This window comes from Tichowtungia aerotolerans, from assembly GCF_009905215.1.
Classification (GTDB): Bacteria; Verrucomicrobiota; Kiritimatiellia; order Kiritimatiellales; family Tichowtungiaceae; genus Tichowtungia; species Tichowtungia aerotolerans.
On the sequence record NZ_CP047593.1, the window covers coordinates 2,500,073 to 2,525,222 of the forward strand.

Below are 25,150 nucleotides of genomic sequence, written 5' to 3' on the forward strand. Positions count from 1 at the left end.
GGTGATCAACGTATGAACAGAACAGTATTCAAACAGGCTCTTAAACAGGGCTTTTTCTTTTTTGTCTTATCTGCGTTTTCTGCTGCTGCCGAAGCTCCGTCTTCGTCTCAGGCGCTTGCCGATAAAATTTTGCGGTATCGCGGCAGCCCGTTGCGGGAGCTGCACAGACTGCCGGTCATCCATGTTCGTGATTACGGGGCTGTTCCCAATGACGGCACCAATGATTTTACGGCCATACAGGCTGCTGTGAAAGCATTGGGAAAAGGAAATGCGGAGCTGCGGTTTGAACCCGGCGTGTATGATGTGAATCCCGGGGGCGGGGCGTACTCGCAGAAAGAACGACCGGTTCTGTTTTTCCGGGGTTTGGAAAATGTGGTGGTGGACGGACAGGGGGCTTCTGTTCTGATTCAGCGCCCAAGCGCCGGCTTCTTCAAGGCCCAGGGATGTCAGAACATCATTGTGCGAAATTTCAGTGTAGACTACGATCCGCTGCCTTTTTCTCAGGGAACCGTTATTGCATCCGATCCCGTTGAAAAGTGGATTGAAGTCAGAACGGACGATGGATTTCCTGCATTGGATGATCCTTTTTTCAGTGCCTACGCTTCCTGGGGCATGCTGAAAGATCCTCAGTTCCCGGGGAAACTGAAAGCGGGTGCGCCGAATGTTCTGTTTCGTTCTTCCTGTGAACGGACCGGGAAAGACACATTTAAAATCGTGCTGGATAAGCCGTTTGCTGAATTTTTGCAGGTAGGGGACCGTTATGCGCAAGTGTGCCGGGCGTCCGGTGGATGTGAATATTTCGGAAATGAAAACATCACATTCGACCGGATTACATTTCATGCAGTTCCGGGATCACTGTTTGTCGGGGCGGATACATCCCGGCTGAATGTGCTGAACTGTCGCGGAAAGCTTAAAAACGGCCGATTGCTGGTCAACGGTGCAGACGGTGTTCATTGCCAGGCGGCCAAGGTCGGGCCGTGGATCGAAGGGTGTGAGTTCGAAGGGCTTTCTGACGACTGCCTGAACGTGTACAGCCTTCCGTTTTATGTGGTGGAGGTTCTGGGGCCGAAAAAGTTTCGGATCACCCGGCCTCAACGAATCGAACCGGGCGATCCGCTCGTGTTCTTCCGCCCGCAAACCGGGGAAATACTCGCAGAAACAGAAGTGATATCCTTGAAAAAAGATGTGGTGACCCTGAAGGATGAGGTGACCGGCCTGAACCTCGCTCCGAAAGGAACTGCATACGATCAGCGCGGATGGAAAATCTATGACCATGCCTATAATCCGAACCGGACCGGAAACTGGTTTGTATATCGGAATAATTATATGCATGACGGACGCCGTTTCGGTGTGTTCATCAAGGCATCATACGGACTGATTGAAGACAACCGGTTTGAACGGCTTTCCGACTGCGCTATGCAAATCCAGAACGAACCGGACTGGCCTGAAGGCTTCTGGGCCCGCAATCTTGTAATCCGCAATAACCGGATTCTTAACTGTGCTTTTGTCAATAATCACATACCGGTGCATGTCGAGTGGGCCCGGTTGGGAAATCGGCCTTCGAAATCTGCGCAGCAGCAGAATATATTTTTTGAAGACAACTCGGTTCGGGCATTTTCCGGACCCTGCGCCCGGTTTGATGGTGTCGACGGGCTGGCCTTGTCCAATAACGTTTTTGAAAGCGGCTCCGGTGATCCCTCAGCGATCATTGGCGAACATGTAACTCTTCTGGAAAAGGATCGCTGATGACGCACCCGGTCAAAAAACTGAGCCAGCTCGGTATTTTTAAATATGCAGTAGGGGATGGCGCATTTTCCATCACCATGAACGGCATGAATAACTTTGCCATGATCTACCTGACCCAGATTCTCGGCCTGAACCCGGGGTGGGCGGGAGTCGCTATCAGCATTGCCATTTTCTGGGATGCGGTCACCGATCCGGTGATGGGGCATATTTCCGATAATACCCGAACCCGCTGGGGCCGGCGCCATCCATACGTGCTGGTCGGCGGGCTGTTGGCGGCCATCAGTTTTTTTATGTTCTGGACCGTTCCGCAGCTGTTGGGAAGTGCCGGAGTTATCTTTGCGGCAGCTTTGACTTTCAACCTGATGGTCCGCACCGCGCTGACGGTCTACATGGTTCCGTACACGGCGCTGGGGTTCGAAATCTGTCCTGATTATGAAGACCGTGCCCGCCTTCAGGGCGTCCGGTTTTTTATTAATCAGTTGACCAATTTTTTCGCCGGAGCCATGGCGTGGCCGTTTTTCTTTAAAGAACGTCTGAATGATGCAGGAGACATGGTGGATGGTTCCCTGCTCGCCTCCAACTATAACCGGTTTGCGGTCATCATGGGGATTGTGATTGTCGTACTGGTCTCCGTTTGCTGCTGGGGAACCCGTCAGTTTGCCCTGGACAACCGGAACGAAGAGGTCCGGGGGAACAACCTAAAAGCGTTCTGGGTGGATTTTTTGGCCATTTTCAAAGATCGACTCGCAGTAAAAGTCTTCATTTTTTTCGTTATTGCCCAGTTTGCCATGATGCTGATGGGAACAACACAGATGTTTGTTTACATCTTTTATATGAAGTTCAGTGCTGTTGAGAAATCGATTGTTCATGGCGGCGGAATGCTGGCCTTCGCATTCTGCTCCTTGAATCTGGCAAAACTGGTAACCCGGTTTGACAAAAAGCCGGCCGGATTTATCGGGATGGTGCTGGCCGTTTTCGGAGGCCTTGGGCTGCTGGCTGTATTCCGCAGCGGAATGATGAACCCGCAGCAGGGGGCATTTACGATATTCGGTGAAACGATTCATCTTTCAACGCTTGTGTTTGCGCTGCTGCAGATGTGCTGGTGGGGTGGATGCGGACTGGTGGTTCCATTGGCCAGTTCCATGATTGCGGATGTGGCGGCGATTAATGAGAAGAAGACCGGTGAACAGAAAAACGCCAGCTATGCAGCCATCTTTACCTTCTGCAGCAAGGCGGCCGGATCGATCGGCATCAATATCTGCGCGATGCTGCTGGCCACCGCCGGCATTGTATCCGGCGCAAAAGAGCAGACTCCGGAGGCCGCACGCAATATTGCCACCTTATGTTTCATTTGCGGTCCGATCATAATGATTTCAGCCATGGTGCTTTTGCGCGCCTATCCGATTAATCGAAATACCATCAAGGAAATCACAGAATGAATATAAAAAAATATATTTTGGTACTGGTTGCGGGGGTGACAGCCAGTGCGGTGTTTGCAGAGGTACGGGTTGCCCCGGTTTTCAACGACGGCGCCGTGTTGCAATGTGATATGCCGGTGAACGTATGGGGAACCGCAGACCCGGGAGCACCCGTCACGGTTTCGTTTGCCGGGCAGAAGAAAACGGCCGTGGCAAGTGCGAGTGGCGAGTGGAAAGTGGTTCTTGATCCGTTAAAAGCCTCTTCTGAACCCCGGTCTCTTCATGTTTCAAGTTCCGAGATTCAGGTTTCCCTCAACGACATCGTCGTTGGAGAGGTTTGGCTGGCGACCGGTCAATCCAACATGGTGATGCCGCTTCGCAATTCAACCGGCGGCGACGAACGGCTTAAAATGACCATCCCGGAAATCCGTTTCATGAAAGTTCCGCAGCAGACCGGGCTGCCGCCCGATCCGATGAATGCCGAGCAGCTGGCATGGAAAGAATTTAAACCCGGCCCGAATAATGAGATTGCCGCAGTCGCTTTTTATTTTGCTGAATACCTGCAGAAGCAGGTTGGTGGACCCGTTGGGATTGTTCAGTGTTCATACGGCGGAACGCCGGCGGAGGCCTGGACGCCGGCGTGGGCTCTCGACGAAAAACCGGAGCTGAAGTATCTGGCGAGTGCGATCCGAGGCGGATTGGCTTCTGATAAAACGACAGAACAGTGGCAGAAGGAAAAGGATGCCTTCTGGGATTTTTGGCGCGCCCGCCGCGAATGGGCAAAAACCAGAGAGGGACCTGCGCCGGAGCCGGTTCCGAAGCCCGGTCCGGACAATCCGCTCAATCAACAGGCGCCGACTGTTCTTTTCGAAAACATGCTGAAGCCGTTGATCCCTTACACTGCGCGTGGAATTGTCTGGTATCAGGGCGAAAGCAATGCCGGCAAGCCTGATGAATACCGGGTCCTTTTCCCAGCCATGATCGATGCCTGGCGCAAGCTGTGGGATCGTCCTGACTGGCCGTTCTTCTTCGTGCAGATTTCCGCCTACAACCATCCGACGCAGGATTGGCCGGGGCTGCGTGATGCCCAGCGGTTTACGCGCGATACCGTGCCGCACACCGGCATGGCTCTTTCTATTGATTGCGGCGAAAAGGAAGAAATACATCCGTGGGCAAAACAGCCGGTTGGAGAACGCCTCGGCCTGCTTGCAATGGAACAGGTGTATGGTCGCGATGTGGTTTCGCGAGGCCCGGCTTTCCAAACTCTGGAAAAAGAAGAAGATGCTGTTCGCGTGGTTTTCCAATATTCGGAAAAAGGACTCGAAACGTCAGACGGCAAGGCGGACGTGCCCGGTTTCGAGATCGCGGGGGCGGACGGCGAATATCATCCGGCAGCCGCAAAAATCATATCCAGCAATGCAGTTGAACTGACCTGTCCCGAGGTTCGCAAACCGGTTTCTGTTCGATACGCATGGCACAACTGGGTCGAGCCGCCAGTGACGTTGCAGAACAGTTCCGGTCTGCCTGCCGAGCCGTTTTCTGCACAGAAATAGGTCCTGAAAGGAACCATGAAGCGAATTATCACAGCAGGTATAGTTCTTCTGTTGTTGAACAGTGCGCCTGGAGACGAGTGGGGCGATGCTCAGTGGATTACGGGTTGCGCCGATATTCCACGGGATGCGTTTGTCAGCTCATGGGAGGACTCGGCTTTTTTAAACCAGTTGCCGAACAAACAGCTTTCCGATGAGCATCGGGAGCTGTTTAAGGAACGGTTTGCTGAAGCATCGGTGCCGGTTGTTTTCCGCAAGAGGTTTCATCTGGATAGGCCGGCAGTGTCCGCTCAACTGAAAATCTGCGGGCTGGGCTATTATCAGGCGGAACTGGATGATAAAAAAATCGGCAACCATGCGTTGGCTCCGAACGTTACGCATTATGATACAGTCGCCCGTTATCAGGAGTTTGACCTGGACCTTGCTGCCGGGGAGCATGAGTTCCGCATTACCGTTGCTCCGGGCCGGTTGAACGAAGCGCTGGGTTCCCACCATTCTATTTACCGCCAGACTCCAGTCTTAAAGCTTTGTCTGGATATTGGAGACGGGTCGCCCGTAATTTCCGATCCATCCTGGCTGGTGGGGTCCGGCCCAATCCGTCGTGCAGCGTTTTGGGTGGGGGAAGCCTATGATGCAACCCGGCCGACGGGAAACTGGCGCTCCGCAGAGGTTGCTGCCGATTTTAATCCAAAGCTGGTGTCGGACAGTCTGCCGCCGCAGCGAGCTGTTCGCTGCCTCAAGCCGGTGGCCGTGAACGAGCCGCAGCCGGGGGTGTGGGTCTATGACTTCGGGCGAATGACGGTTGGCAAGGCCCGGGTAAAACTTCCGGCCAATGCCGAGGTTTCAATCCGTTATTCCGACCTGCTGGCCGGCGATTATCCCGCGAAGCCGTTGAAGGCTCAGACGCGGGTGACGTTTGACAAATATCCGGACGGAACAGATGTGGATCATCCGGGCATGCTGCGTCCAAAATGGCGTGGCAGTCTGGGCGGACGGTTGCGGCAAAAGCCGGCACCCGGCCGAGGACCTTGGTTGATGGCGTGGGGCTTTTGCGACTTTGTGAAGAGCGCGGATGAGCCGCTCGATTATCATGCATCGTTTGATTACACCGGCTTTCGTTATGTGGAAATTACCGGATTGTCCGAGCCGCTTCCTGAAGGAGCCGTGGAGGCGCTTGAGATTCATAATGATCTTCCAATGGTTGGAAAACTGCAGGTTGGCAATCCCAAGCTTCAGGCGGTGGCCGACGCGGCGGCGCTCTCGATTCTGCTGAATACGCAGGGAACCTATCAGGACAATCCCGGTGCCGAGCGGTGCGGCGGGAATTCGAATATTTCGTATCTCTCTTATCCGCATGCATGGTATGCCTTTGACAATCACGGGATGGCCAGCAAAGCCATGGAGGATGCTTCGGTGGCTCGCGAAGCCTCCGGCGCGCCTGTCACGGTTACATTGACCCGGCGCAATATTGAGCCATACAAAACCATGGTCAAAAAGAACGGGTCGGCTCAAAAACTGGGCTATCTTACGACGGACGGTTTTCACTACGGAATGACTCCTTTGAATCTGTACAGCTTCTATGGCGACCGGGAATCTGCCGAGCGTTATCTCGACTTGTGTGCCTTCTACTTTGAATGCCTGCTTTCAGATGGGCTTCCCCGGAAACGGGTTGCGGCTGACCATATGGATTTTACGGCGGCATACGACTTGAGCCCCAAGGGCAGCCCGCGACCGACAGATGTAGATTTTGGAAGCAGTGCCATGGCGTTATGGCAGGGCAAACAGTTTGTGAAGACCGCTGAATTGCTGGGGCGAGATGATCTTGCCCAGAAAGTCGAGCCGTTGCTGGTGCATCTTCGGGCAGAAATTGACCGGCAGTTTTTGAATCCGGCAACCGGCCTCTATGCAGAAGAAAACAGTGCGTCTCGGATGGGTATCAATACTCTGCTGATCTGCGCCGAGATAGTTTCGGAGGATCAGGTTCAGACGCTGATTGATGAAATGGTTGAGGATATCCGCAAAAATAACAATCATCTTACAACCGGCTCGCGGCTGACCGGTCCGCTGCTGAGTCTGCTGGCCCGCAACGGATACATCGATGTGGCGATTGAACAGACCACGCGCGATACCTACCCGTCACCATATGCAATGCTTTCTGTAACGGGCGGGACGATTGCTGAAGTGTGGGGCTTTCCTGAAATGCCGGCAGCAGCTTCTCTGGTTCAGGCGGAAGGACTGGCCGCATCGGCCAATTGGATTTATGAGGCGCTGGTCGGCATTGAACCGACGGTTGAAGGTCCCGGCTTCAAACGCTTCCGACTGGCACCGGTGATTCCGTTTTCCATTCCATCCTGCTCGTTTTCGTTCGCTTCTCCGCAGGGACTGATTGTCTCCGACTGGAAGCAGGACGGCAAACAGATTGCGTGGAACATTTCGATTCCCGTGGGAGCTGTCGCCGAAATCCATTTTCCGTTTGGAGAGGTCCATGACTGGACCGTCAATCGTACTCCTGTGTCTCAGGTGACAGGTGTGACTGACGTGTGTGATGACTATGTTTGTTTTGCGAGCGGCCACTACGAAATTGAAGGATGTATGGCTCCGGCTGAATAATTTTTTAGAGGAGAACAGAATGCAAAGAAGATCATTTGTAAAAGGGATGGCCGCCGGAACTGCAGCGCTGCCGTTTGCGTCCAAAGGTTCCATATGGAATGGAAAAAGCGGACAGCCGAACTTTCTCGTAATCTGCTGCGACCAGCTGCAGTCGGTTGCGCTGGCCTGCAACGGAAACCCGGATGTCAAAACCCCGAATATTGACCGGCTGGCCCGTGAGGGCTGTTCGTTTCGCCGGGCCTATTGCAACAATTCAGTCTGCATGCCGGCTCGCGCCACGATGATGACCGGGCTGTATCCCCGGCAGCACGGATGCATTACCAACGGCACCAAACTGCCGGAAGACATTCCGACGCTGCCGCAGGTACTTTCTCGTCACGGCTATCGGACTCATGCGGTCGGTAAACTGCATTTCCAGCCGCTTTCCTCGCGGGATTCGGCAGAGTCCCTCGACAGCTGGATGGATGGAACCATCACGTCGCTGCCGGATAACTATTACGGTTTTCAGAGCAGTGACTTTATCGGCGGACATGTCAATTACTGCTTTGGGGACTACACCAATGAGCTGCGCAGGGACCATCCCGGAGTATATGAAAAATACAGCCGGGAACATGCGTTTTGGCGTTCGGAGGGAATGCATCAGACATGGAAAATGACGGTTCCGCCTGAACTGCATTACAACACGTGGATTGCAGAAAAAACCATCCGGGTTATGGACGAGAACAAAGACAACCCGTTTTTTGTCTGGTGTTCGTTCCCGGACCCTCATTTTCCGTTTGCCGCCTCGGAGCCTTATGCCGACATGTATGATCCTTCCAAACTGAGTATCTGTCCGACAGCGTTTGAACCGGTGGACGAGCCGAGGACGCTTCAGAAGCGTCGTGATTTTTTTGGGAAGCAGTATCAGTTCGACGAAAAATCGCTGCGCGCAACCGCGGCTCAGTATTATGGAATGATCACTCATATTGATGACAGCATTGGAAAAATGCTGGATGCTATGAATCGCAATGGCCTGCTGGAAAACACCATCATCGTTTTCCTTGCAGATCACGGCGAATATCTCGGTTCACATCATCTTATTCAGAAAGCGGACTGGATGTATGAAGAGCTCGCGCGTGTTCCCATGATCTGGCGGGTGCCGGGAACGCTGCGCGCCGGAAAAGGGTCGGACAGTGTGGTCAGTCAGGTGGATCTGGTGCCGACCGTGCTTGACTATACCGGCATTGATGTTTCGGAATTCGACACACGCAAAAACTTTTCAGCACCGCCGGTGCTGTTTCCTGGCCGCTCATTGAGGCCGGTGCTTTCCGGGACCGATGTGCTGGAGGAAAAACCGGCTTTTCTGGAATACGATGAAGACTGGCACGCCAGCGGATTTTATCGGGTCCGCACTCTCATCGACTCGCGTTACAAGCTGATTGTTTACACGCATACTGGCGGTGGACAGCTCTTTGACCTGAAAACCGATCCGTATGAGCGAAACGATCTTTGGGACAGTGCTGAACACCGTGCGATCAAAGTGTCCATGATGGAAGCGCTTCTGCGTGAAGCGTCAACTTATGATCGTGTGGATCAGAAACGTGTATGCGGAGCATAGAAGAAGGACAATAATGATGAAAAAGATGATTTGTATTTTTGGCATGCTGGTGCAATTCGCCTGTGCGGAACTGGGGTTTGCTCCGATTTCCAACGACGGTGCCGTGCTGCAGTGCGAAATGCCAGTGAACGTGTGGGGAACGGCGGCGCCCGGAGCAACCGTGACGGTGACTTTTGCCGGGCAGGAAAAAAAGGCAGTGGCGAGTGATGGTGGCAAGTGGCAGGTGGTTTTGAATTCTATGTCCGCTTCTTCCACGGCGCGAACCATGACTCTTTCTTCTTCCGGTCATCCATCGAGCCAGTGTTCCAATCTTACTGTTGGAGAAGTCTGGCTGGCATCCGGGCAGTTGAACATGGCATTTGGGCTGGGCAGTGATAAACAGGGAACAACGTGGGCCGCACAAACGATTCCAGAACTCCATTATGTTCTGGCCTCTCGTAAAAGCGGAATTCCGGTTAACCTGATCTGTTCTGAGGTTCGGGAGCCTGAATCTGTTCGTTATGCATGGCACAGCTGGATGGAGCGTCCGGTGACTGCGGCACAGCACGGGGCTGCCCGCTGAACTATTTTGCAATTAAAATAAACAAACCGGAGTAAAAAATTATGCGAAGAATTATAATTTGCTTTCTGTTATATGTTGCCGAGCTGGCTTTCAGCGCAGCAAGTGTTGAACAGGAAGTGATGTCTGCGGACGAGTTGAGGCAGCACATCCTTGAAAAACGATCGGCTCCGCTGACGTGCCTGAATGTCAAGGCAACCTTGAACGTTCGTGATTTCGGCGCCGTTCCGAATGATGGGAAAGATGACCGTCCGGCGATCGCTTCTGCGGTTCTGAAGGCCCGCCGTATGGAAGGTCCGGTTCAGATTTCTTTTGAGTCCGGTTGCTACGACATTCAGCCGGCAACAGACGATTATATATATTCCGATCATACGAATTCCGGTGTATTCTTGCGGGATTGCCGGGATATGGTGATCGAAGGAAATGGCGCGCATATGCTGATCCATAGGCAGGATGTTTCTGTGTTTGCAGCTGTTCATTCAACCAACATTATTATTCGGAATTTCACGGCTGATTATGATCCGTTGCCGTTTTCTCAGGGAACGGTTTGTTCGATCAATGAGGCTAACAACAGTTTTGTTTTTGAACTGCAGTCCGGATTTCCAAGGCCGGATGATGCATTTTTTAAAAGCTGCGATTCATGGGGAATGCTGAAAGATACAGAGCACCCTGGGCGTCTGAAAGCAGATTGTCCGTCGGTATTCTTTTTCGATGAGATGACTCCAGTTGAAAGGAATAAATATCGCATTGTTTTAAAAAATCCGGGGAGAACTTCGTATTTTACGAAGGGAGATGTTTTTGCAATCACCGGACGGTCTGCCAGCATTGGATGGTATAATGATTCCGATAATATTACGTTTAACAACATTACGGCGTATGCCTGCCCGAGTCCGGTGTTTATCGGCACTGAAACGTCGCGACTGAATGTGCTGAACTGCCGCATGAAGCTGATAGGGAAACGGCTGATGACCAATGGCGGTGGGGGAGTGATCTGCCAGGCATCTCGAATCGGCCCTTGGGTGGAAAACTGTGAATTTGAAGGGCTGTCGGATGACTGCCTGAATATTTACGGACTTCCGATTTATATTCTGGAACAGATTTCCCCTGTGAAGATGCGGGTTTATGCTAAAGCCGCGATTCAGCCCGGCGACCGGCTGGCCTTTTTTAATCCGAATGAAGGGAACGTGATTCAGGAAACAACCGTTGTTTCCTTTTCGAAAAACATTCTGGTTCTGAAGGATCCGGTGGGAAAACTGAATACAGTGCCTCCGGGAGCTAAACGGACAAAAGTGAATCCGCGTGAATGGAAAATTTATGATCATGCCTATAACCTGAATGCCGTTGGAAATTATTATGTGTATCGCAACAACACTATGCATGACGGTCGGCGGTACGGTGTCCTGCTGCGGGCCAGCTACGGACTGATCGAAAACAACCGGTTTGAAGGGCTCTCCCGTACCGGAATGCAGATCTCCAATGAACCGGAATGGCCGGAAGGGTTTTGGACCCGCAACCTGATTGTTCGCGGCAATCGGGTTTCTGAATGCGGGTATGGACATGGCGATCCGTCTATCCAGATTAAAAGCCTGAAGCTGCATGGTGTTATGGACGCTCCCATTCAGAAAAACATTTTCCTGATTGATAATGAATTCCATGCCGTTTCCGGTCCGGCGGCGGTTTTCGACGGCGTGGACGGCCTTACCGTGAACGGCAATGTGTTTGACAGCGGATCAGCGTTCGGTTCGCTGGTTGTCGGTGAAAACGTGAAATTGCGGTCACTTGAAGATAATACCGGAGACTCGCGTTTCGAGTTTAAACATAGCATTTCAAGATAAGGCGTAAAAGCAGGCTGAAGCTGAAGGGAATAAAAATGAGGATCAAACGTATATGGGCAGGAGTGGTTGTGTTGTTCTTATCCTCGATCTCGTTTGCGATGTTACTGTTTGCAATTTCGTCTGTGCCTGTTTCTTTGCAGACACCGGCGGATGGGGACAGTACGTATATGATTCATCCGCATTTCAAATGGAGTGAAGACCCGGATGCGGACCGGTACGAAATTCAGATTGCACAGGATGAAACGTTCCAAACCATGGAAGATACCGATTCCGTACCGGTTTCGCGCTATGTGCCGCTGGATGCGCTGCCGGCCGGAACCTGCTGGTGGCGGGTGCGTGCGCGGTATCGGGACGGAAGTCATGGCCGCTGGACGGATTCTCGGCAGTTGACAATCTCTGTGCCACAGAATCTTTACACCGTTTCGGTTGGTGATTCGACCGATGTGATTACCAACACGATAGCCGCCGCTGCGGCCGACACACCCGCCCGGCTTGTTTTTGAAACGGGCACTTATCGGGTGCCTGTTCCGGATGGACGGTGGCTGTTTCAGCTGGAAGACGTGCATGACCTGATTGTGGATGGGCAGGACAGTCTGATTATTATGGATAATCCCGACAGCGGGTTTTGTCGTCTTGAGAGCTGTGCAGATATCCTGCTGCGCAACTTCCAAGTAGACTATTTTAATACGAACGGTATCCCGACCACACATACTGCCGGAACCGTCATTTCAACCGATGCCGCGACCGCATCATTTGTTTTCCAACCATTGGAAAATTATCTGCCGCCGGATGATCCGATCATTCGTGATGCCTCCGCCCGGCGCTGGGGATGTTTGATGGATACCAATACGCCGGGCCGCCTCAAGGTTAATGTGCCGAACTGGTTTGATTTTAAAGATCAGGTCGATGCGCTTGGCAATAATCTGTACCGGCTGTATCTCATCGATGCTCATGCCGGACGCATTTCTGATTTCCAGCCGGGAGATACGTTTGTCAAAAGCGGAACCTACGGGGAGTTCGTCATGTTCTGTCAGTTTTGCACCAACGTTACTTATGAGGCGATTACCAGTTATGCCGGAGCGGCCAATCATTATATCGGCAACTGGAATGACGGAATTCATTTCCTGCGCTGTGCAAGCCGGATTAAAAAGGGGCGTCTGATGTCTAACAGCAACGGCGGGTATGTCGGTTCGGGGTATCTCACCGGCTTCTGGATTGAGGAGTGCCTGACGGAAGGGATGTTTGATGATGCGGTGAACTGCAACAACGGTCCGTCCGATGTGCTGGACAAACCGGCCTCCAATCAGGTTTTAATCTGGGGCTTTTCCGCCCGCTATCTGGAAGCAGGGGATGCCGTCACCGTTTATACTGCGCCCGAAGGGTTGTTTAACGGCAGATTTACCGTGAACGAGTTGGAGTTTTTACTTGGAGGAAAAGATGACGGAGGCGGCTGGTTGCTTACGTTGGACAGGGATGTCGGCACAATAGACCCCGGTCTTGAAAACTGGAATTCGAAAGTCTATATCGACAAACTGGCGCATACGGATGCGTATATCCGCAACAGCACATTTCAGAATTCGCGGCGGTTCGGGTGTCTGTTTAAAAGCTATGGCGGGGTCATTGAGGGTAATCATTTTGAAGGACTCAGTGAGGCGGCGGTTCATGCAGAAAATGAAAGCCGTTCATTCGACGGCGGGTTGGAGTGCCGGGATGTTCGGGTTTTGAATAATACCATTGTCGATTGCGGATACAGCGATGCGTTTTTTTATCAGGGACATGGCGCTATTGAATTCGGCATCAGTGCTTATAATACCGTTTGTACTCAGGCTGTACACCGGTCTGTTGAAATTTCCGGAAACACGATCTGTGATTGGGACGGCATGGGAATCAGCATTGAAAATGCGGAAGATGTGCTGATTTGTTCCAATACTGTCAGCAACTTAAGTGCGGATGAGTTTTTTGCGACCGTTGATCAAAACCATGCTGTGTCGCTGGCCTACACTGCTGGCGCCACCGTGACGGGAAACCATCTGCTCGATACGCGCCCGATGGATGCCGCGGTTTATGTTGAAAACAGCAGCAACTGTATTGTGCTGTATAACGACATGGCATCTACAGATGTTTACTCCTCTGATTTTTCGGATGTGTCCAGCCTGACCGGAACAGCATACAATGTGACCGTGGACGGGTTTGGGCACCTGGTTTCGACATCGTCTGCAGTGCCGAACGCAAATTACCGGTTTTCTCTTCCGGGCGGACCGTTGACAGCCGATCCGTCGGTAACGGAAATCCGATGGAAAGCCGTACTGCGGGTCCCGACGAATTCCGAATGGGTTGCGATCGGGTTGCTTGGCGGAGATGCCGCGCTGCTTTCTTCGGGATCGGATTCCGGGCCGTGGGTGCTGTTTCGATCAACGTTTGTTAATATCTGGGGCGGACATTCGACATCCGTTTCTTCGGATACGTTTCGGAACCTGTTTTCTCCCGGCGATGTGATCACTGCGGAGTTTGCTTATCACGTGTTGTCAAAAACAGTGGACCTTTATATTGATGGGGATCCAGTGGCGGTCGAATTGCCAATTGTGCATAAGGATGAAGACGGTAATGAAGCGGATCCGGTGGTTGGCTATGCGCAGTTGTTGTTTCGTCTACAGGACCCCGGAGCCGCTTATTTTGATCAGTTTGAAATCCGGTCTTTGCCAGTTGAAGTGCATTGAAGTGATGTATCTCGCTGTTTACTGTGTGAAAACAGCAGAATGTCCGGTTTTTGTGTGCAGGCCGGCTTTTTGTCTGGAAAGACGGGGGCCGGGAGTCTGTCGTTAAGCCGGGTTTTAGAGCAAATTAAAAAATGTCATGGCCGTTACGGAAGTTGTAACGCAGACACTCTTGTCTGCGACATGGCAGGCAGGAGTGCCTACCCCGCATTTTTAGAAATCACTCCATCGGCTACAGTTTTTCCAAAAACGCTATAGAGTTTTCTCTCGCCGTGTTCCCGTGTGCAGAATAATTTTCAAGGGGTTCGTCGTCGCCGGTTCAACTGAATCATAAGCGACCGGGTGCGTCTGATTATTGGTGCGGAAACGGCCCGAATTGTTGAATTGCGTATTTATTCTGATGCTGCACCGCTGTTGTGAACAGCGAGAGCTTATAAACAGTTCGGTTTATTCGATTTTTATGAAAAAAAATGAGATATACTGAGGGGCAAAAGAGAGTGATATTTGAGTTATTGTAATAAAAGGATAATATTTTAAAATTATCCAACCGATAATATATTCAGTATTTATTTGCAAATTTATGCACATTTTTTATCATGTTCTCATGAATTCTGAACAGAAAAGGGTTTTATGAGATTACGACATATTGCTGCAGCAGCCTTAACGTCCGTTGTGTCCAATCTGTTAGGAGGAATCCCAGAACCGTCCTCCGGTTATCCGCGGCCGATGAGTTTCAGGAGCATTAACAGAAAGGCTGTGGATGAGGGCTGTTATGACCGCATGGACATGGTGGTCTCCGACCTGCACACCTATGTCCGGAAAGATGCGGCGAAAACATTTAAGCAGAAATTTCCGGATCGGCTGGCGCTGATTCAGATTAATATGGAGAGGCTCGGGTTCTGGGGATCGTGGGAGATGCTCCCAGTTCAGCGCTTTGAAGATTTGGAATATCTGGAACCTGAAAAACTGAATCATGAACCCCAACTGGAACTTTTGCGGACCGGAAAGTATCCGTTGTTCGATTTTCCCGGCTGGTGGACATATGACGCCGGAGACAGCTCGCTCGGCGATATTCCGGCGGATACGGAAATCATCACAGTCCAGGTTTCCAAACCCGAACATTTCCGGCCCACCAGGCACCCGGTAACCCGGCGCAATTTTAAAGAGCTTTTCAACCGGGATGCCTACCACCGAGAAGTGGTCATCTGTCCGCGTGATGCCGAAGGTAAGCTGGACTGGCTGAATGCCGAAATGGGAAAAATCACAGCGCTTGACGAGGCACAGGGGACAGTAACAATCCGCCGCTGGAAAACTTCCAAGGGTTGGAAAGCTTATCCCGCCGGAACGTATATCGCGGCCAATTCGGTCGAACTCTACATTCGGAACGAGCTCAAGCACCTTTTCACGAGGCCGGATGATGCGATTCTGCAGCCATGGCTTCCGAATCTGACCGATTTCTGCCCGCGCGACCCGCGCACCGGACTAAATGCCCGGGAGTTCCTGGCCCAATGGTACGCGAATTTTAAAACGAACGATTATCCGACCCTTGACGGACTGGTTTTCGATGTGTCCGTTGGAACATTTTATCCTTCCACCCGCATATCCGGAAAGGTGGACTGCAACAATGACGGAGAAGCGGATGCTTTCTTTTTCGATAACATCAACTATTGGCCGCTTGGCATTTACGACTTCTTTTACACGCTTCGCAACGGCCTTCCCGGCGTCTTTAAAGGAACTGGAGACGACTGTATCCTGATGGGGGACTCCAACCACAATGAAGACCAGCGCTTTTTCGATCTGCTCAATGGCGGGGAATACGAATACTCCATGCACCCCGTTTGGTTCATGCCCTGTACATATTCAAGCATGCTGGACCGTCTGCTGCTCTGGAAGGAACGGGGCTGCAAACCGGACAGCACCTTTGTCAGCAATAAGAACCCCGACGAAATTTATCACGGCGGAGACGCGTTAAAACTGACCGGAGTGATGACTCTCAGTCACTGGCGCATGGATATGGCCAGCGCCTGCATGACATCCGGTTACGCCGGCAAGGACATTTCCCGATCCGCCGATAAAAGCAGCCCGGAACTGATTCAGTATCCGGCCGCAGTTGAACAGCGCAAAAAATACAGATTCCCGCTTCCCCCTGACTACGACGAATATCATGAAGGCGTTCTGACCAATTATAACTGGCTCGGGCGGCCGGTTGGCGAAGCGACACGCATCGGCACGCATCTGAGCCCGGTGCTTTACCGTTTTGAAGAGGGCAGGAAACCGCCTGTTATGCACGCGAAAGGGAAGTGGGACGCCGGACAGCCGGAACGTGATAAACACCGCTTTTCCCTGAATGTGGACCAGGTGGATTTGTGGCGCGAGGACAAAGATTCATGGAGCTGTTACGCCGAACTTGATTTAGGAAAAACCCGGTTCGAAAAAGATGCGGATTACACGCTCACGTTCACCGTTTCCGGTTCCAATCCCTGGAAAAAACTGAAAGAGCGCTATCGCAGAATTCCCAAAAACATCCGGTTCCGACTGGCGGTAAACGGAATTGAAGAAGTCGATTTCGGCAATTTTGACGGCTCTTATTTTCAGGAAGCGCTGGTTTTTGAAGAACCCCGCACCTGTACGCTGACCCTGAAGGCGCCGGCAGACGGCACCGGCGTTTTGCAGATTGATCTCACTGAAAATACAGGCGAAACGGTTATCGAAAACCTGCAGATTCGGAAAGGCTGCGGCGATGTGCTTTATCGGAAATTTGAAAACGGCCTGGTGATCCTGAACGGCTCCTATTCCGAACCGGCTGCTGTTGATTTCAGGCAGCTGTTTCCCGGCGAGTCCTATTGCCGGATCAACGGCCTGCAGGATCCGGAGCACAATAATGGCAAACCGGTCGTGAAACCTCTGACGGTTCAGCCTCACGATGCATTCTTCCTCCGTAAAACTCAATAACCGCAGGTGAATTCCATGAATTGCAAGAAACTATCGGGATTTGGTGCTCTGGCTCTGGTGGCAATGTCTTCACAGGTTCATGCGAAACCGTCTGAGCAGAAAATGAATGTCGTTTTCTTTCTGGTGGATGATATGGGCTGGATGGACAGCTCGGTGTACGGCAGTCAGTTCTATAAAACACCAGCGCTGGAACGGCTGGCACAGTCCAGTGTACGGTTTGTAAACGCCTATTCCGCCAGTCCGCTCTGCTCCCCGAGCCGGGCCGGCATCATGAGCGGGCAATATCCCGCACGGCACGGCCTGACCACGGCCTGGGGCCATCTGCCGATTGATCCGGACCTTCCTGAATATCAGGACCCCAAACCGTGGAGTCCGGTGCTTTTGCCGAACTCAAAACGGGTGCTGGAACTGGAGCAATACACAGTCGCCGAAGCGTTTCGTGATGCAGGGTATCGCACCGGATTTGTCGGCAAATGGCATTTGGGTTTGGATGAAGCCTATTGGCCGGAACAGCAGGGGTTTGAGTTTACGTTTCACGGGGCTCCGGATGCCGGACCGAGAACGTATTTCTCGCCGTATCAGTTTAAAGCGGGGACGGTTGCTGACGGTCCGGACGGAGAATATCTGACGGATCGGGCCACGGAGGAGGCGCTCCGGTATATTCACAATGGAGATCAACGACCGTTTTTTCTGTGTCTCTGGCACTGGGCGGTTCATGGTCCGTGGTATGCCAAGCAGGAACAGATTGATTATTTTAAGCATCATCCGGACCCGACCGGACTTCAGAAAAGTCCCACGATGGCGGCTATGCTGGAGAGCATGGATGAGAGTCTCGGTCGGTTGCTCGACGACCTGGAGAAGAGCGGATTGGATGAAAATACGATTATTATTTTCACTTCAGACAATGGCGGCGTGGTTAAGAAAGGCCCTAAGGAGGAACAGGGGATTCCAGCGACCTGCAATGCGCCGCTGCGCAACGGGAAAGCTTCGGTTTTTGAAGGCGGAACCCGTGTGCCTGCGCTGATCCGGTGGCCAGGGGTGACTGATCAGTCGCGCGTGGATGAGACGCCGATTATGGGCATTGATTATTATCCGACACTGCTGGAGATGTGCGGCATTGCGCCGAATCCTCAGCAGATAATCGATGGAGTCAGTCTGGTTCCGCTTTTGAAAGGTCGGGATATTCAGCGTGACGGGCTTTTCTGTTTCTTTCCTCATTCATTCGGAAAGTGGTCTCCTGCCGGAGCGTGGGTGCGCCAGGGTGACTGGAAGTTGATCGAGGTGTTTGATCCCGGCCGGTTTTATCCGGAACCTTACGAGCTTTACAATCTGAATGATGATATCGGCGAAACGCAGAATCTGGCGGATCGGTATCCGGAACGGGTCGCGGCAATGAAAGCCATGCTTCAGCAGCACTACAAAGATACCAATGCGCGCATGCCGATCCCGAATCCGGATTATGAGAAACCTGATTTGTCTGCTGCTCAGGCTTCGCCTGTGCAGCAAAATTTTCAGGGGTGGATCGAGTCGGGGCCGGGGAATCCGTTATCGTTGAAAGACGGGGGCCTTTGTGTAGACACGCGGGGTATTGCGACTTCCCGGCTGCCGAACGCGAAGGGCCCACTTCGGGTCTGTATTCGCACAAAGGTTTCTGGGGTGCCGCATGGTGTGTTCTTTTGGCGTGAGGGTGATCAGAAACAATTTGGTGCAGATCGTCGAATTCCGTTTCATCTGAAGTCCGGTGAGTGGGAAGAGCATTCAATCGACTTTAGCGCTGCTGCTCCGTTGGCGGGGTTGAGGATTGATCTGGGACTCAGAAAGCAGGCGCCTGCCCAGGTAGAATGGATCAAGCTTTTTAAAGCAGATGGTACACTGCTGCAGCCGTGGGACTTTTCAATAGATTAAACCGGAAAAGGAAATCATGATTTCAAAAGCACAATCAGCCCGATGGATTTGGCGTGGAACGATTTGTATGTGTGTTGGCCTGCTTTTGGCCGGATGCATGTTGACTTCGTCTGAAGTTCGCACATTTACTCCGGAAGAATTCGGCGCGGTCGGTGATGGGGTTCATGACGACAGTTCGGCCTTGCTGGAAGCGCTGGTCGCCATGCGGCGTTGTGGCGGTCCGGTCCGGTTGGTTTTTTCAGAAAAAACCTATCGTTTTGGAAAGCAGACGGTTTGTGATGCAATGTTTGATTTGTCGGACATGACTCGTGTTGAAGTGGACGGGCAGGGTGCGACTTTGATTTTGAATCCTGTTAATGGAGTGGTCCGCTGTTTCAACAGTCGGAGCGTTATCTTCAAAAACTTTGTGATTCAGCATGACCCGCTCCCGTTCATGCAGGGGGCGGTGGTTTCTGTTGATCCGGCTGCCGGATGTTTTGCTTGGGAAATTCAGGCCGGTTTTCCATTGCCGCCGTCGGGGGAGTGGATGGATCAGGAGGGACATTTTTTCGACAATCCGGCATCTGCGCTGCCGGAACCGGGCGAGTGGGAGAATCGCAACAGCGCCCGCAGTCCATGGCAGTGGGGTATCGTGATCGAGGCGGAGTCGCGCCGGTTGAAGTCCGGTTTCCCTAACCATTTGTTTGTCGATTCGGTAGTGCCTGCCGGTGAGCGGGAGTTACGGCTTTTTCAGGTTTCTGTTGCGGAGCCTTACTGGAAATATATGGCAGACCTGCGCGTTGGAGAGCGGTTTGTGCTTCCGCGTTTTCGGCGGACAAAGGAGGAATATTTCAGCCTCAAGGACAAAGGCTGGATGTATGAGCAGAATATTCAGATTCGCAAATCAGCAGATATTGTGATGGAGGATATCACGTTCTATTCCGCCCGGCCGGGAATGGTTTTCGGGATTCGGCGCAACGTGGGGCCGGTAACGGTTCGGGGCTGTACGGTCACCTGGCTGCCCGGGTCGGATCGCCTCATCGCTTCCTGGCGGGATGGCAACCATTGCAAAAACAATCGGGTTGGGCCGTTGATTGAAAACTGCCGGTTTGAAGGCCTTTTCGACGACAGTATCAATCTCAGTGCCGATGCGGTTATGGTGAGAAAGGTAATTGCTCCGAATCAGTTCGAGCTGACCTCGGCGGGCTTTGAGCCGGGTGATCAGGTCGGTGTGTTTCAACCGGGCCAAGGCAGTTGGGATACGGAGTTTTCAGTCGTTAATTCAGATGGAACCATCGTTGCCCTGGACCGTCCGGTCGATGGAATTCTTACCGGTGAAATGCGGCCGAAGAAGGATGTGAAAGCCACACAGTTTTACAATTTGAGCTGTGCCAATGACGGCTTTGTTGTTCGCAACAACTTTTTCGGGATTCAGCGTCGGCATGCAGTTTTAGCCCGCTGCCGCGGACTGATCGAAAATAACGTAATCGACGGAGTCTGCGGTCGGGCGCTGGAGTTCTGCAATGAATCCGGATCTTTTTATGAAGGGCCGTTTCCGCGCGGACTCCGTGTTCGAGGTAACCGGATTTCCAATACGGCATGGGCGCCGGTTGTTATCCGGACCAAAGGTCCGGACGGCATGGGACCGGTCACCGGCGATATCCTGTTCGAAAACAACAGGATTGTTTTTGATGCCGGAGCGCCGGTTGAAGTGGAGCGTGCAGAAAACATTACATTTAAGGGCAACGGGTTTTCCCGGACGGACGGAACGGCGATACCCGATAAGGAAGCCGTTAAAATTGACCGGTCATCCATTGATATTCGATTTGAATAATCGGTCTCTGTGAGCGGTTGGAAATGATGAACCTAAACAACACAGTCGGTGTTTTTCTGGCCGCCGGTCTTCTGGCAGGCGTTCATGCGGATGTGGTTTATCAGGATGATTTCACAGGAGCCGCCGGTGTTGCGACTGCAACCGTCCCGGAAATTCCGCCGGTCGGGTTTGAACAAAAAAGTTTTAAAACCGGACTGGATGGAGAGGGCCGGTTGGAATCGAGCGACCCTCTTGCTCCAACGGCGGGTTATCGGGTTAAACTGGGGGGAGCTCCGCTGACCGATGATTTGACCCTTTCTGAAATTTTATTCACCGTTACCATGCGTACACCGACCAACGACTGGATAATGATCGGTTTCCAGGAAAATGATTTCAACGGACTGCTGACCACGGATGCAAATACCGGTCCGGTGGTGCAGTTTAATCCCGGGGGTACTGTTATTCTTCGCGGCGGAACCTATAGCGGCGGAACCAACGGGAATGTGTCCGTGCCGTTTCGTCATATTTATGCCAACTCCGAAGTGATTACTGCAACGATGACTTATCATATTGCTGAACAGACGATGGATTTGGTGATCAACGGATCTGTACTTACCAATGGATTTGCTCTCGGACATGAATTCCCGGTTGGAGTGTCGTCCGACCCGGTTGTGTGTTGGGCGCAAATGCAACTGCGGCTGCAGCCGTCGGCGGCAGATGGCGGCGGGTATATTGACAGTCTGCAGGTCGTAAGTGCGTCTTCGGCTTATGCCGCATGGGCGGGCGGATGGGGTGTTGATATCGGAGCCGAAACAAACGACTTCGACGGCGACGGGTTGAACAACTTATATGAATACGGATTGGGTGGAAACCCGGTCGATGCCGCGGACCGGGGAGGGGATTTTGAGTTTGAAACCGTGAATGTCGACGGTACAAACCAATTCCGGTTTGTTCATCCGCAGTTGTCCCGCCCGAACAATGGGTTGAACTATTTTGTCCAACAGAATGCAAACCTTGTTTCCGGACTGTGGACGGGGAACGGTTGCAGGATTGAGGGAACCAACATCACGGGTGGAATACTGGATTTTGCAACCAATTCGGTTGGTATGGAGGATGAGCAGAAATATATGCGTCTGTTTGTGGCGAAGACCGGTTCAGCCGAGGCTCTGCGGGCATCAATTCTTAAAGGGCGACCCTTGCCGCTGATCTGTTTGAAAGGGGCTGTTCATGTGAGTGTGGCCGATTTCGGTGCGGTTCCAGATGATGGACAGGATGATCGCGATGCCGTTGTGGCAGCAATCGAACAGGCCCGGTCCCTTGAGGGACCTGTACAGATCGATTTTGATCCGGGCATATATGATTTTTTTGCGACAACTGCGGATTTTTCCATGAGCAGCGCCAACGCCGCTGTTCCGCTGATAAACTGTAAGAATCTGGTTGTGGATGGACACGATGCAGAAATTTTGATTCATCGCCAGGATGTGTCTTTTGTCTGGGTCTGGTCCTCTGAAAACCTGATTGTCCGCAATTTTTCCGTTGATTACGATCCGCTGCCCTTTTCCCAGGGGATCGTCCAGTCGATTGACACCGGTAACGGCAGTTTCCTGTTTGGGCTTCAATCCGGGTTTCCGGAGCCGAACGATCCGTTTTTTGCGAGCTGCGATTCGTGGGGGATGCTGAAGGATGCGTCTCATCCCGGACGGTTGAAGGCGGACTGTCCATCCTTTTTCAGCTACAGCGACATTCTTGCGGAGGGCAGCGGTTTGTTTCGTGTCGTGCTGGCGGACGCCGGCCGGATATCCAATTTTGAAGTGGGGGATCCGTTTGTCATTAACGGACGGTCGGCTTCGATCGGGCGCTATGGATTATCAGAAAATATTACATTTGACCGAATCACAGCCTACGCCTGTCCCGGATCGCTGTTTGTTGGTTCCCGGACCTCTCAGTTGAACGTCTTAAACTGCAGCGGACAGCTGAAAGGCAATCGTCTGATCGTTAGCGGAGCGGACGGGGTTCATTGTCAGTCGGCCCGTATCGGCCCATGGATTGAAAACTGCGATTTCGAAGGGTTGTCGGACGACTGCCTGAATATTTACGGGTTGCCTGTTTATATTCTGGAACAGCTCTCTTCCACGCAAATGACGGTTTACGCGCGTGCGCCTGTTCTTCCCGGCGATCGGCTGGTCTTTTTTGATCCAAATGCCGGACAGGTTCTGCAGGACACAACGGTGGTATCGTTCTCGGGTAATACACTCACCGTTGCCGACCCGGTTGGAGCGCTCAACATCGCACCGCCGGGAACACCCATTGATACGCGCGGCTGGAAAATTTACGATCATGCCTATAATCTGGACGCCATCGGAAACCGTTTTGTGTATCGTAACAACACCATGCACGATGGCCGGCGTTACGGAATGCTGCTTAAGGCAAGTTACGGACTCATTGAAAACAATGTGTTTGAGGGGCTTTCCCGAACCGGAGTGGTTGTTGAAAACAATATTAATTGGCCGGAAGGGTTCTGGTCTCAGAATCTGGTCATTCAGAACAACCGGATTTCGGAGTGCGGATATGGCAATGCCGATCCCTGTGCATTAATTTCCTCCTTGAAGCTGACTGGGTTTATGGACACTCCGATACAAAAAAACATTTATGTCTTAAACAATACGTTTAATGCAGTTTCCGGGCCGGCCTTGGAGCTGAGCGGTGTGTCCAATCTGACGGCGCTGGGCAATACCTTCACGAGCGGATCGACCTCCGGACCGCTGATTACCGTCCAGTACTCAGAAGACATCACCCTGACAAACAATGTGGATGAGGGGCGGGTTGAATTTAATTGATGGGAAAATACTAAAAGGATCACATGAAAACGATATCGACAATCTGTGCTGCGGCCTTGCTGATTGCGGGGTACGCTTTTGCGGAAAAAAACAGTCCGCGGCCCAATCTGCTGCTGATTGTTACCGATGACGAGAGCTGGTTTGAACACGACATCTACGGGCACTCCAATCTGAAAACCCCGCATTTCAACCGTCTGGCCGAGGAAGGGGTGCTTTTTACGCGCGGCTATGTCAGTGCTCCGTCCTGCGGCCCGTCGCGGGCCGCGATACTCACGGGCCGCAACAGCTGGGAGCTGGAACAGGGCGCGTGTATGCTGTCCTATTTCCCCAAAAAATTCACATCCGTGATGGAGATCCTGGAAAACAACGGATACCAGTCGGCATTCACGGGGAAACCCTGGGGGCCGGGTATCTGTCCGCTTGAAGGCCAGACCGGGATGGCCGGCAAGGGGTTTTATGATTTGAAAATCAGGGATTACGAAAAACGCGATTATCTCAATTGCTTCGATGTTCCCGCGAATTTTGCTGCATTTCTTGCCGAACGCGATACCGGTAAACCGTTTATTTTCTGGGCGGGGATTCATGAGCCGCACGCCGTTTGGCCGGATCAGCAGGAGGCGGAAAAACTGCTCAAAGAGGAATTCAATGTCGATGCCGGCCGGATCAATCAGGATCCGGGCAACAATCCGTATCTTCAACCGTTCGGGTTTTACTATGAACTCCTGAACGCGGACCGCCAGGTGGGGCAGATGCTGGCCTCTCTTGAACAGCAGGATTTGCTTGAAAACACCCTTGTGCTCTATATCGGGGACAACGGCTCTGACAGCGATCCGGGCGGGCTGCTTGAAGATGTCGCGAGGCGAAACGGCACCGACATGGATCCCCGTCGAATGAAGGGAAAAAACACCGCGTACGATGCGGGGTGCCATGTGCCGATGGCGCTGATGTGGAAAGGGACGGTGCCGCCGGGGCGCGTGATTGACGATTTCATCAAATCCATCGATATCGCACCGACCTTTCTTCAGGCCGCCGGAGTCCAGGTTCCACCGTTTATGACGGGGAAAAGTTTTCTCGAACTGGTTCTTTCCAGTCAATCGGGCCGGATTGACCCCGAACGCGATTTTGTGATGACCGGAAGCGAATGGCATACGCACCCGCGCACAACCCGTACGATCCGTGACGGGCGCTATGAATATATTGTAAAGTATCCGAATGCGGACCGTCCGGAGCGGATCGTAGAACTCTACGATTTGCAGAACGATATGTGGGAATATAAAAATCTGATCGATAATCCTGAATACGCACCTGTCAGGGAGCGGCTTAAGGCGATGATGGCTGAAGCCGGCCGCAGGACCGGTGATCCGCGAACGACCGGCAATCTGGAGATTTTGGAGGAAACGCTGCGGGTGCAGGATGAGCTGTGGCCGCATTGGGGGGCGGAAATCCGCAAGCGGGCCGCCGGGAAACCGTACAGCGGGCTGAAGGAATATCTGGGGGGGGATTGAGTTCGATGCTTCAGGATTCAGACGCTTTTCCAAGCCTTGGGAAATCACGAAATGTTTAATGTAAGCAGAAAGCGCCGGTTGTCTTTCCCAATGTGCAATTCGGCATGTTCAGAACCATGTAGAGGAGCGG

General features: G+C 52.4%; 13 protein-coding genes. All 13 read left to right on the forward strand.

All coding sequences use genetic code 11. The features are described from left to right. Window positions 1–12 precede the first annotated feature (12 nt). The 13 genes from GT409_RS10230 (at window position 13) to GT409_RS10290 (ending at window position 25,020) form a co-directional block, all read left to right on the forward strand. Window positions 13–1,746 carry a right-handed parallel beta-helix repeat-containing protein gene (locus GT409_RS10230; protein ID WP_160628992.1) on the forward strand — a complete coding sequence of 578 codons (1,734 nt, stop codon included), beginning with the start codon at window positions 13–15 and terminating at the stop codon, window positions 1,744–1,746. Then, window positions 1,746–3,185, forward strand: coding sequence for an MFS transporter (locus GT409_RS10235; RefSeq protein WP_160628993.1), 1,440 nt, complete (start codon window positions 1,746–1,748; stop codon window positions 3,183–3,185). Before GT409_RS10230 ends, GT409_RS10235 begins: the two co-directional genes overlap by 1 nt. Further along, window positions 3,182–4,717 carry a sialate O-acetylesterase gene (locus GT409_RS10240; protein WP_160628994.1) on the forward strand — a complete coding sequence of 512 codons (1,536 nt, stop codon included), beginning with the start codon at window positions 3,182–3,184 and terminating at the stop codon, window positions 4,715–4,717. Before GT409_RS10235 ends, GT409_RS10240 begins: the two co-directional genes overlap by 4 nt. Window positions 4,718–4,732: 15 nt before the next feature. Continuing rightward, window positions 4,733–7,324: an alpha-L-rhamnosidase-related protein gene (locus tag GT409_RS10245; RefSeq protein ID WP_160628995.1), complete on the forward strand. Its 2,592-nt coding sequence runs from the start codon at window positions 4,733–4,735 to the stop codon at window positions 7,322–7,324. Window positions 7,325–7,343: 19 nt separating this feature from the next. Continuing rightward, window positions 7,344–8,921, forward strand: a complete 1,578-nt coding sequence (locus GT409_RS10250; protein ID WP_233231529.1) for a sulfatase family protein — start codon at window positions 7,344–7,346, stop codon at window positions 8,919–8,921. A 13-nt stretch (window positions 8,922–8,934) separates the two neighbouring features. Beyond that, window positions 8,935–9,483 carry a hypothetical protein gene (locus GT409_RS10255; protein ID WP_160628996.1) on the forward strand — a complete coding sequence of 183 codons (549 nt, stop codon included), beginning with the start codon at window positions 8,935–8,937 and terminating at the stop codon, window positions 9,481–9,483. A gap of 41 nt (window positions 9,484–9,524) precedes the next feature. Beyond that, window positions 9,525–11,315: a right-handed parallel beta-helix repeat-containing protein gene (locus GT409_RS10260; protein ID WP_160628997.1), complete on the forward strand. Its 1,791-nt coding sequence runs from the start codon at window positions 9,525–9,527 to the stop codon at window positions 11,313–11,315. Window positions 11,316–11,350: 35 nt separating this feature from the next. After that, complete coding sequence (locus GT409_RS10265; protein ID WP_160628998.1) at window positions 11,351–14,032, forward strand: right-handed parallel beta-helix repeat-containing protein; 2,682 nt, start codon at window positions 11,351–11,353, stop codon at window positions 14,030–14,032. A gap of 627 nt (window positions 14,033–14,659) precedes the next feature. Next, on the forward strand, window positions 14,660–16,981 hold the full coding sequence (locus GT409_RS10270) for a hypothetical protein (RefSeq protein WP_160628999.1): 2,322 nt from the start codon (window positions 14,660–14,662) through the stop codon (window positions 16,979–16,981). A 15-nt stretch (window positions 16,982–16,996) separates the two neighbouring features. Then, window positions 16,997–18,886 (forward strand): sulfatase, encoded by a 1,890-nt coding sequence (locus GT409_RS10275; protein WP_160629000.1) that lies wholly within the window; start codon window positions 16,997–16,999, stop codon window positions 18,884–18,886. Window positions 18,887–18,902: 16 nt separating this feature from the next. Beyond that, on the forward strand, window positions 18,903–20,699 hold the full coding sequence (locus tag GT409_RS10280) for a right-handed parallel beta-helix repeat-containing protein (protein ID WP_160629001.1): 1,797 nt from the start codon (window positions 18,903–18,905) through the stop codon (window positions 20,697–20,699). Window positions 20,700–20,722: 23 nt separating this feature from the next. Further along, window positions 20,723–23,515 (forward strand): right-handed parallel beta-helix repeat-containing protein, encoded by a 2,793-nt coding sequence (locus GT409_RS10285; protein ID WP_160629002.1) that lies wholly within the window; start codon window positions 20,723–20,725, stop codon window positions 23,513–23,515. A 23-nt stretch (window positions 23,516–23,538) separates the two neighbouring features. Beyond that, a complete protein-coding gene (locus tag GT409_RS10290) occupies window positions 23,539–25,020 on the forward strand; it encodes a sulfatase family protein (protein ID WP_160629003.1) in 1,482 nt (493 codons plus the stop codon). The last annotated feature ends 130 nt before the right edge of the window (window positions 25,021–25,150 follow it).

Coding starts and splice junctions, on each gene's coding strand:
- GT409_RS10230 (WP_160628992.1), top strand. CDS start 13: ATGAACAGAACAGTATTCAAACAGGCTCTTAAACAGGGCTTTTTCTTT.
- GT409_RS10235 (WP_160628993.1), top strand. CDS start 1,746: ATGACGCACCCGGTCAAAAAACTGAGCCAGCTCGGTATTTTTAAATAT.
- GT409_RS10240 (WP_160628994.1), top strand. CDS start 3,182: ATGAATATAAAAAAATATATTTTGGTACTGGTTGCGGGGGTGACAGCC.
- GT409_RS10245 (WP_160628995.1), top strand. CDS start 4,733: ATGAAGCGAATTATCACAGCAGGTATAGTTCTTCTGTTGTTGAACAGT.
- GT409_RS10250 (WP_233231529.1), top strand. CDS start 7,344: ATGCAAAGAAGATCATTTGTAAAAGGGATGGCCGCCGGAACTGCAGCG.
- GT409_RS10255 (WP_160628996.1), top strand. CDS start 8,935: ATGATGAAAAAGATGATTTGTATTTTTGGCATGCTGGTGCAATTCGCC.
- GT409_RS10260 (WP_160628997.1), top strand. CDS start 9,525: ATGCGAAGAATTATAATTTGCTTTCTGTTATATGTTGCCGAGCTGGCT.
- GT409_RS10265 (WP_160628998.1), top strand. CDS start 11,351: ATGAGGATCAAACGTATATGGGCAGGAGTGGTTGTGTTGTTCTTATCC.
- GT409_RS10270 (WP_160628999.1), top strand. CDS start 14,660: ATGAGATTACGACATATTGCTGCAGCAGCCTTAACGTCCGTTGTGTCC.
- GT409_RS10275 (WP_160629000.1), top strand. CDS start 16,997: ATGAATTGCAAGAAACTATCGGGATTTGGTGCTCTGGCTCTGGTGGCA.
- GT409_RS10280 (WP_160629001.1), top strand. CDS start 18,903: ATGATTTCAAAAGCACAATCAGCCCGATGGATTTGGCGTGGAACGATT.
- GT409_RS10285 (WP_160629002.1), top strand. CDS start 20,723: ATGATGAACCTAAACAACACAGTCGGTGTTTTTCTGGCCGCCGGTCTT.
- GT409_RS10290 (WP_160629003.1), top strand. CDS start 23,539: ATGAAAACGATATCGACAATCTGTGCTGCGGCCTTGCTGATTGCGGGG.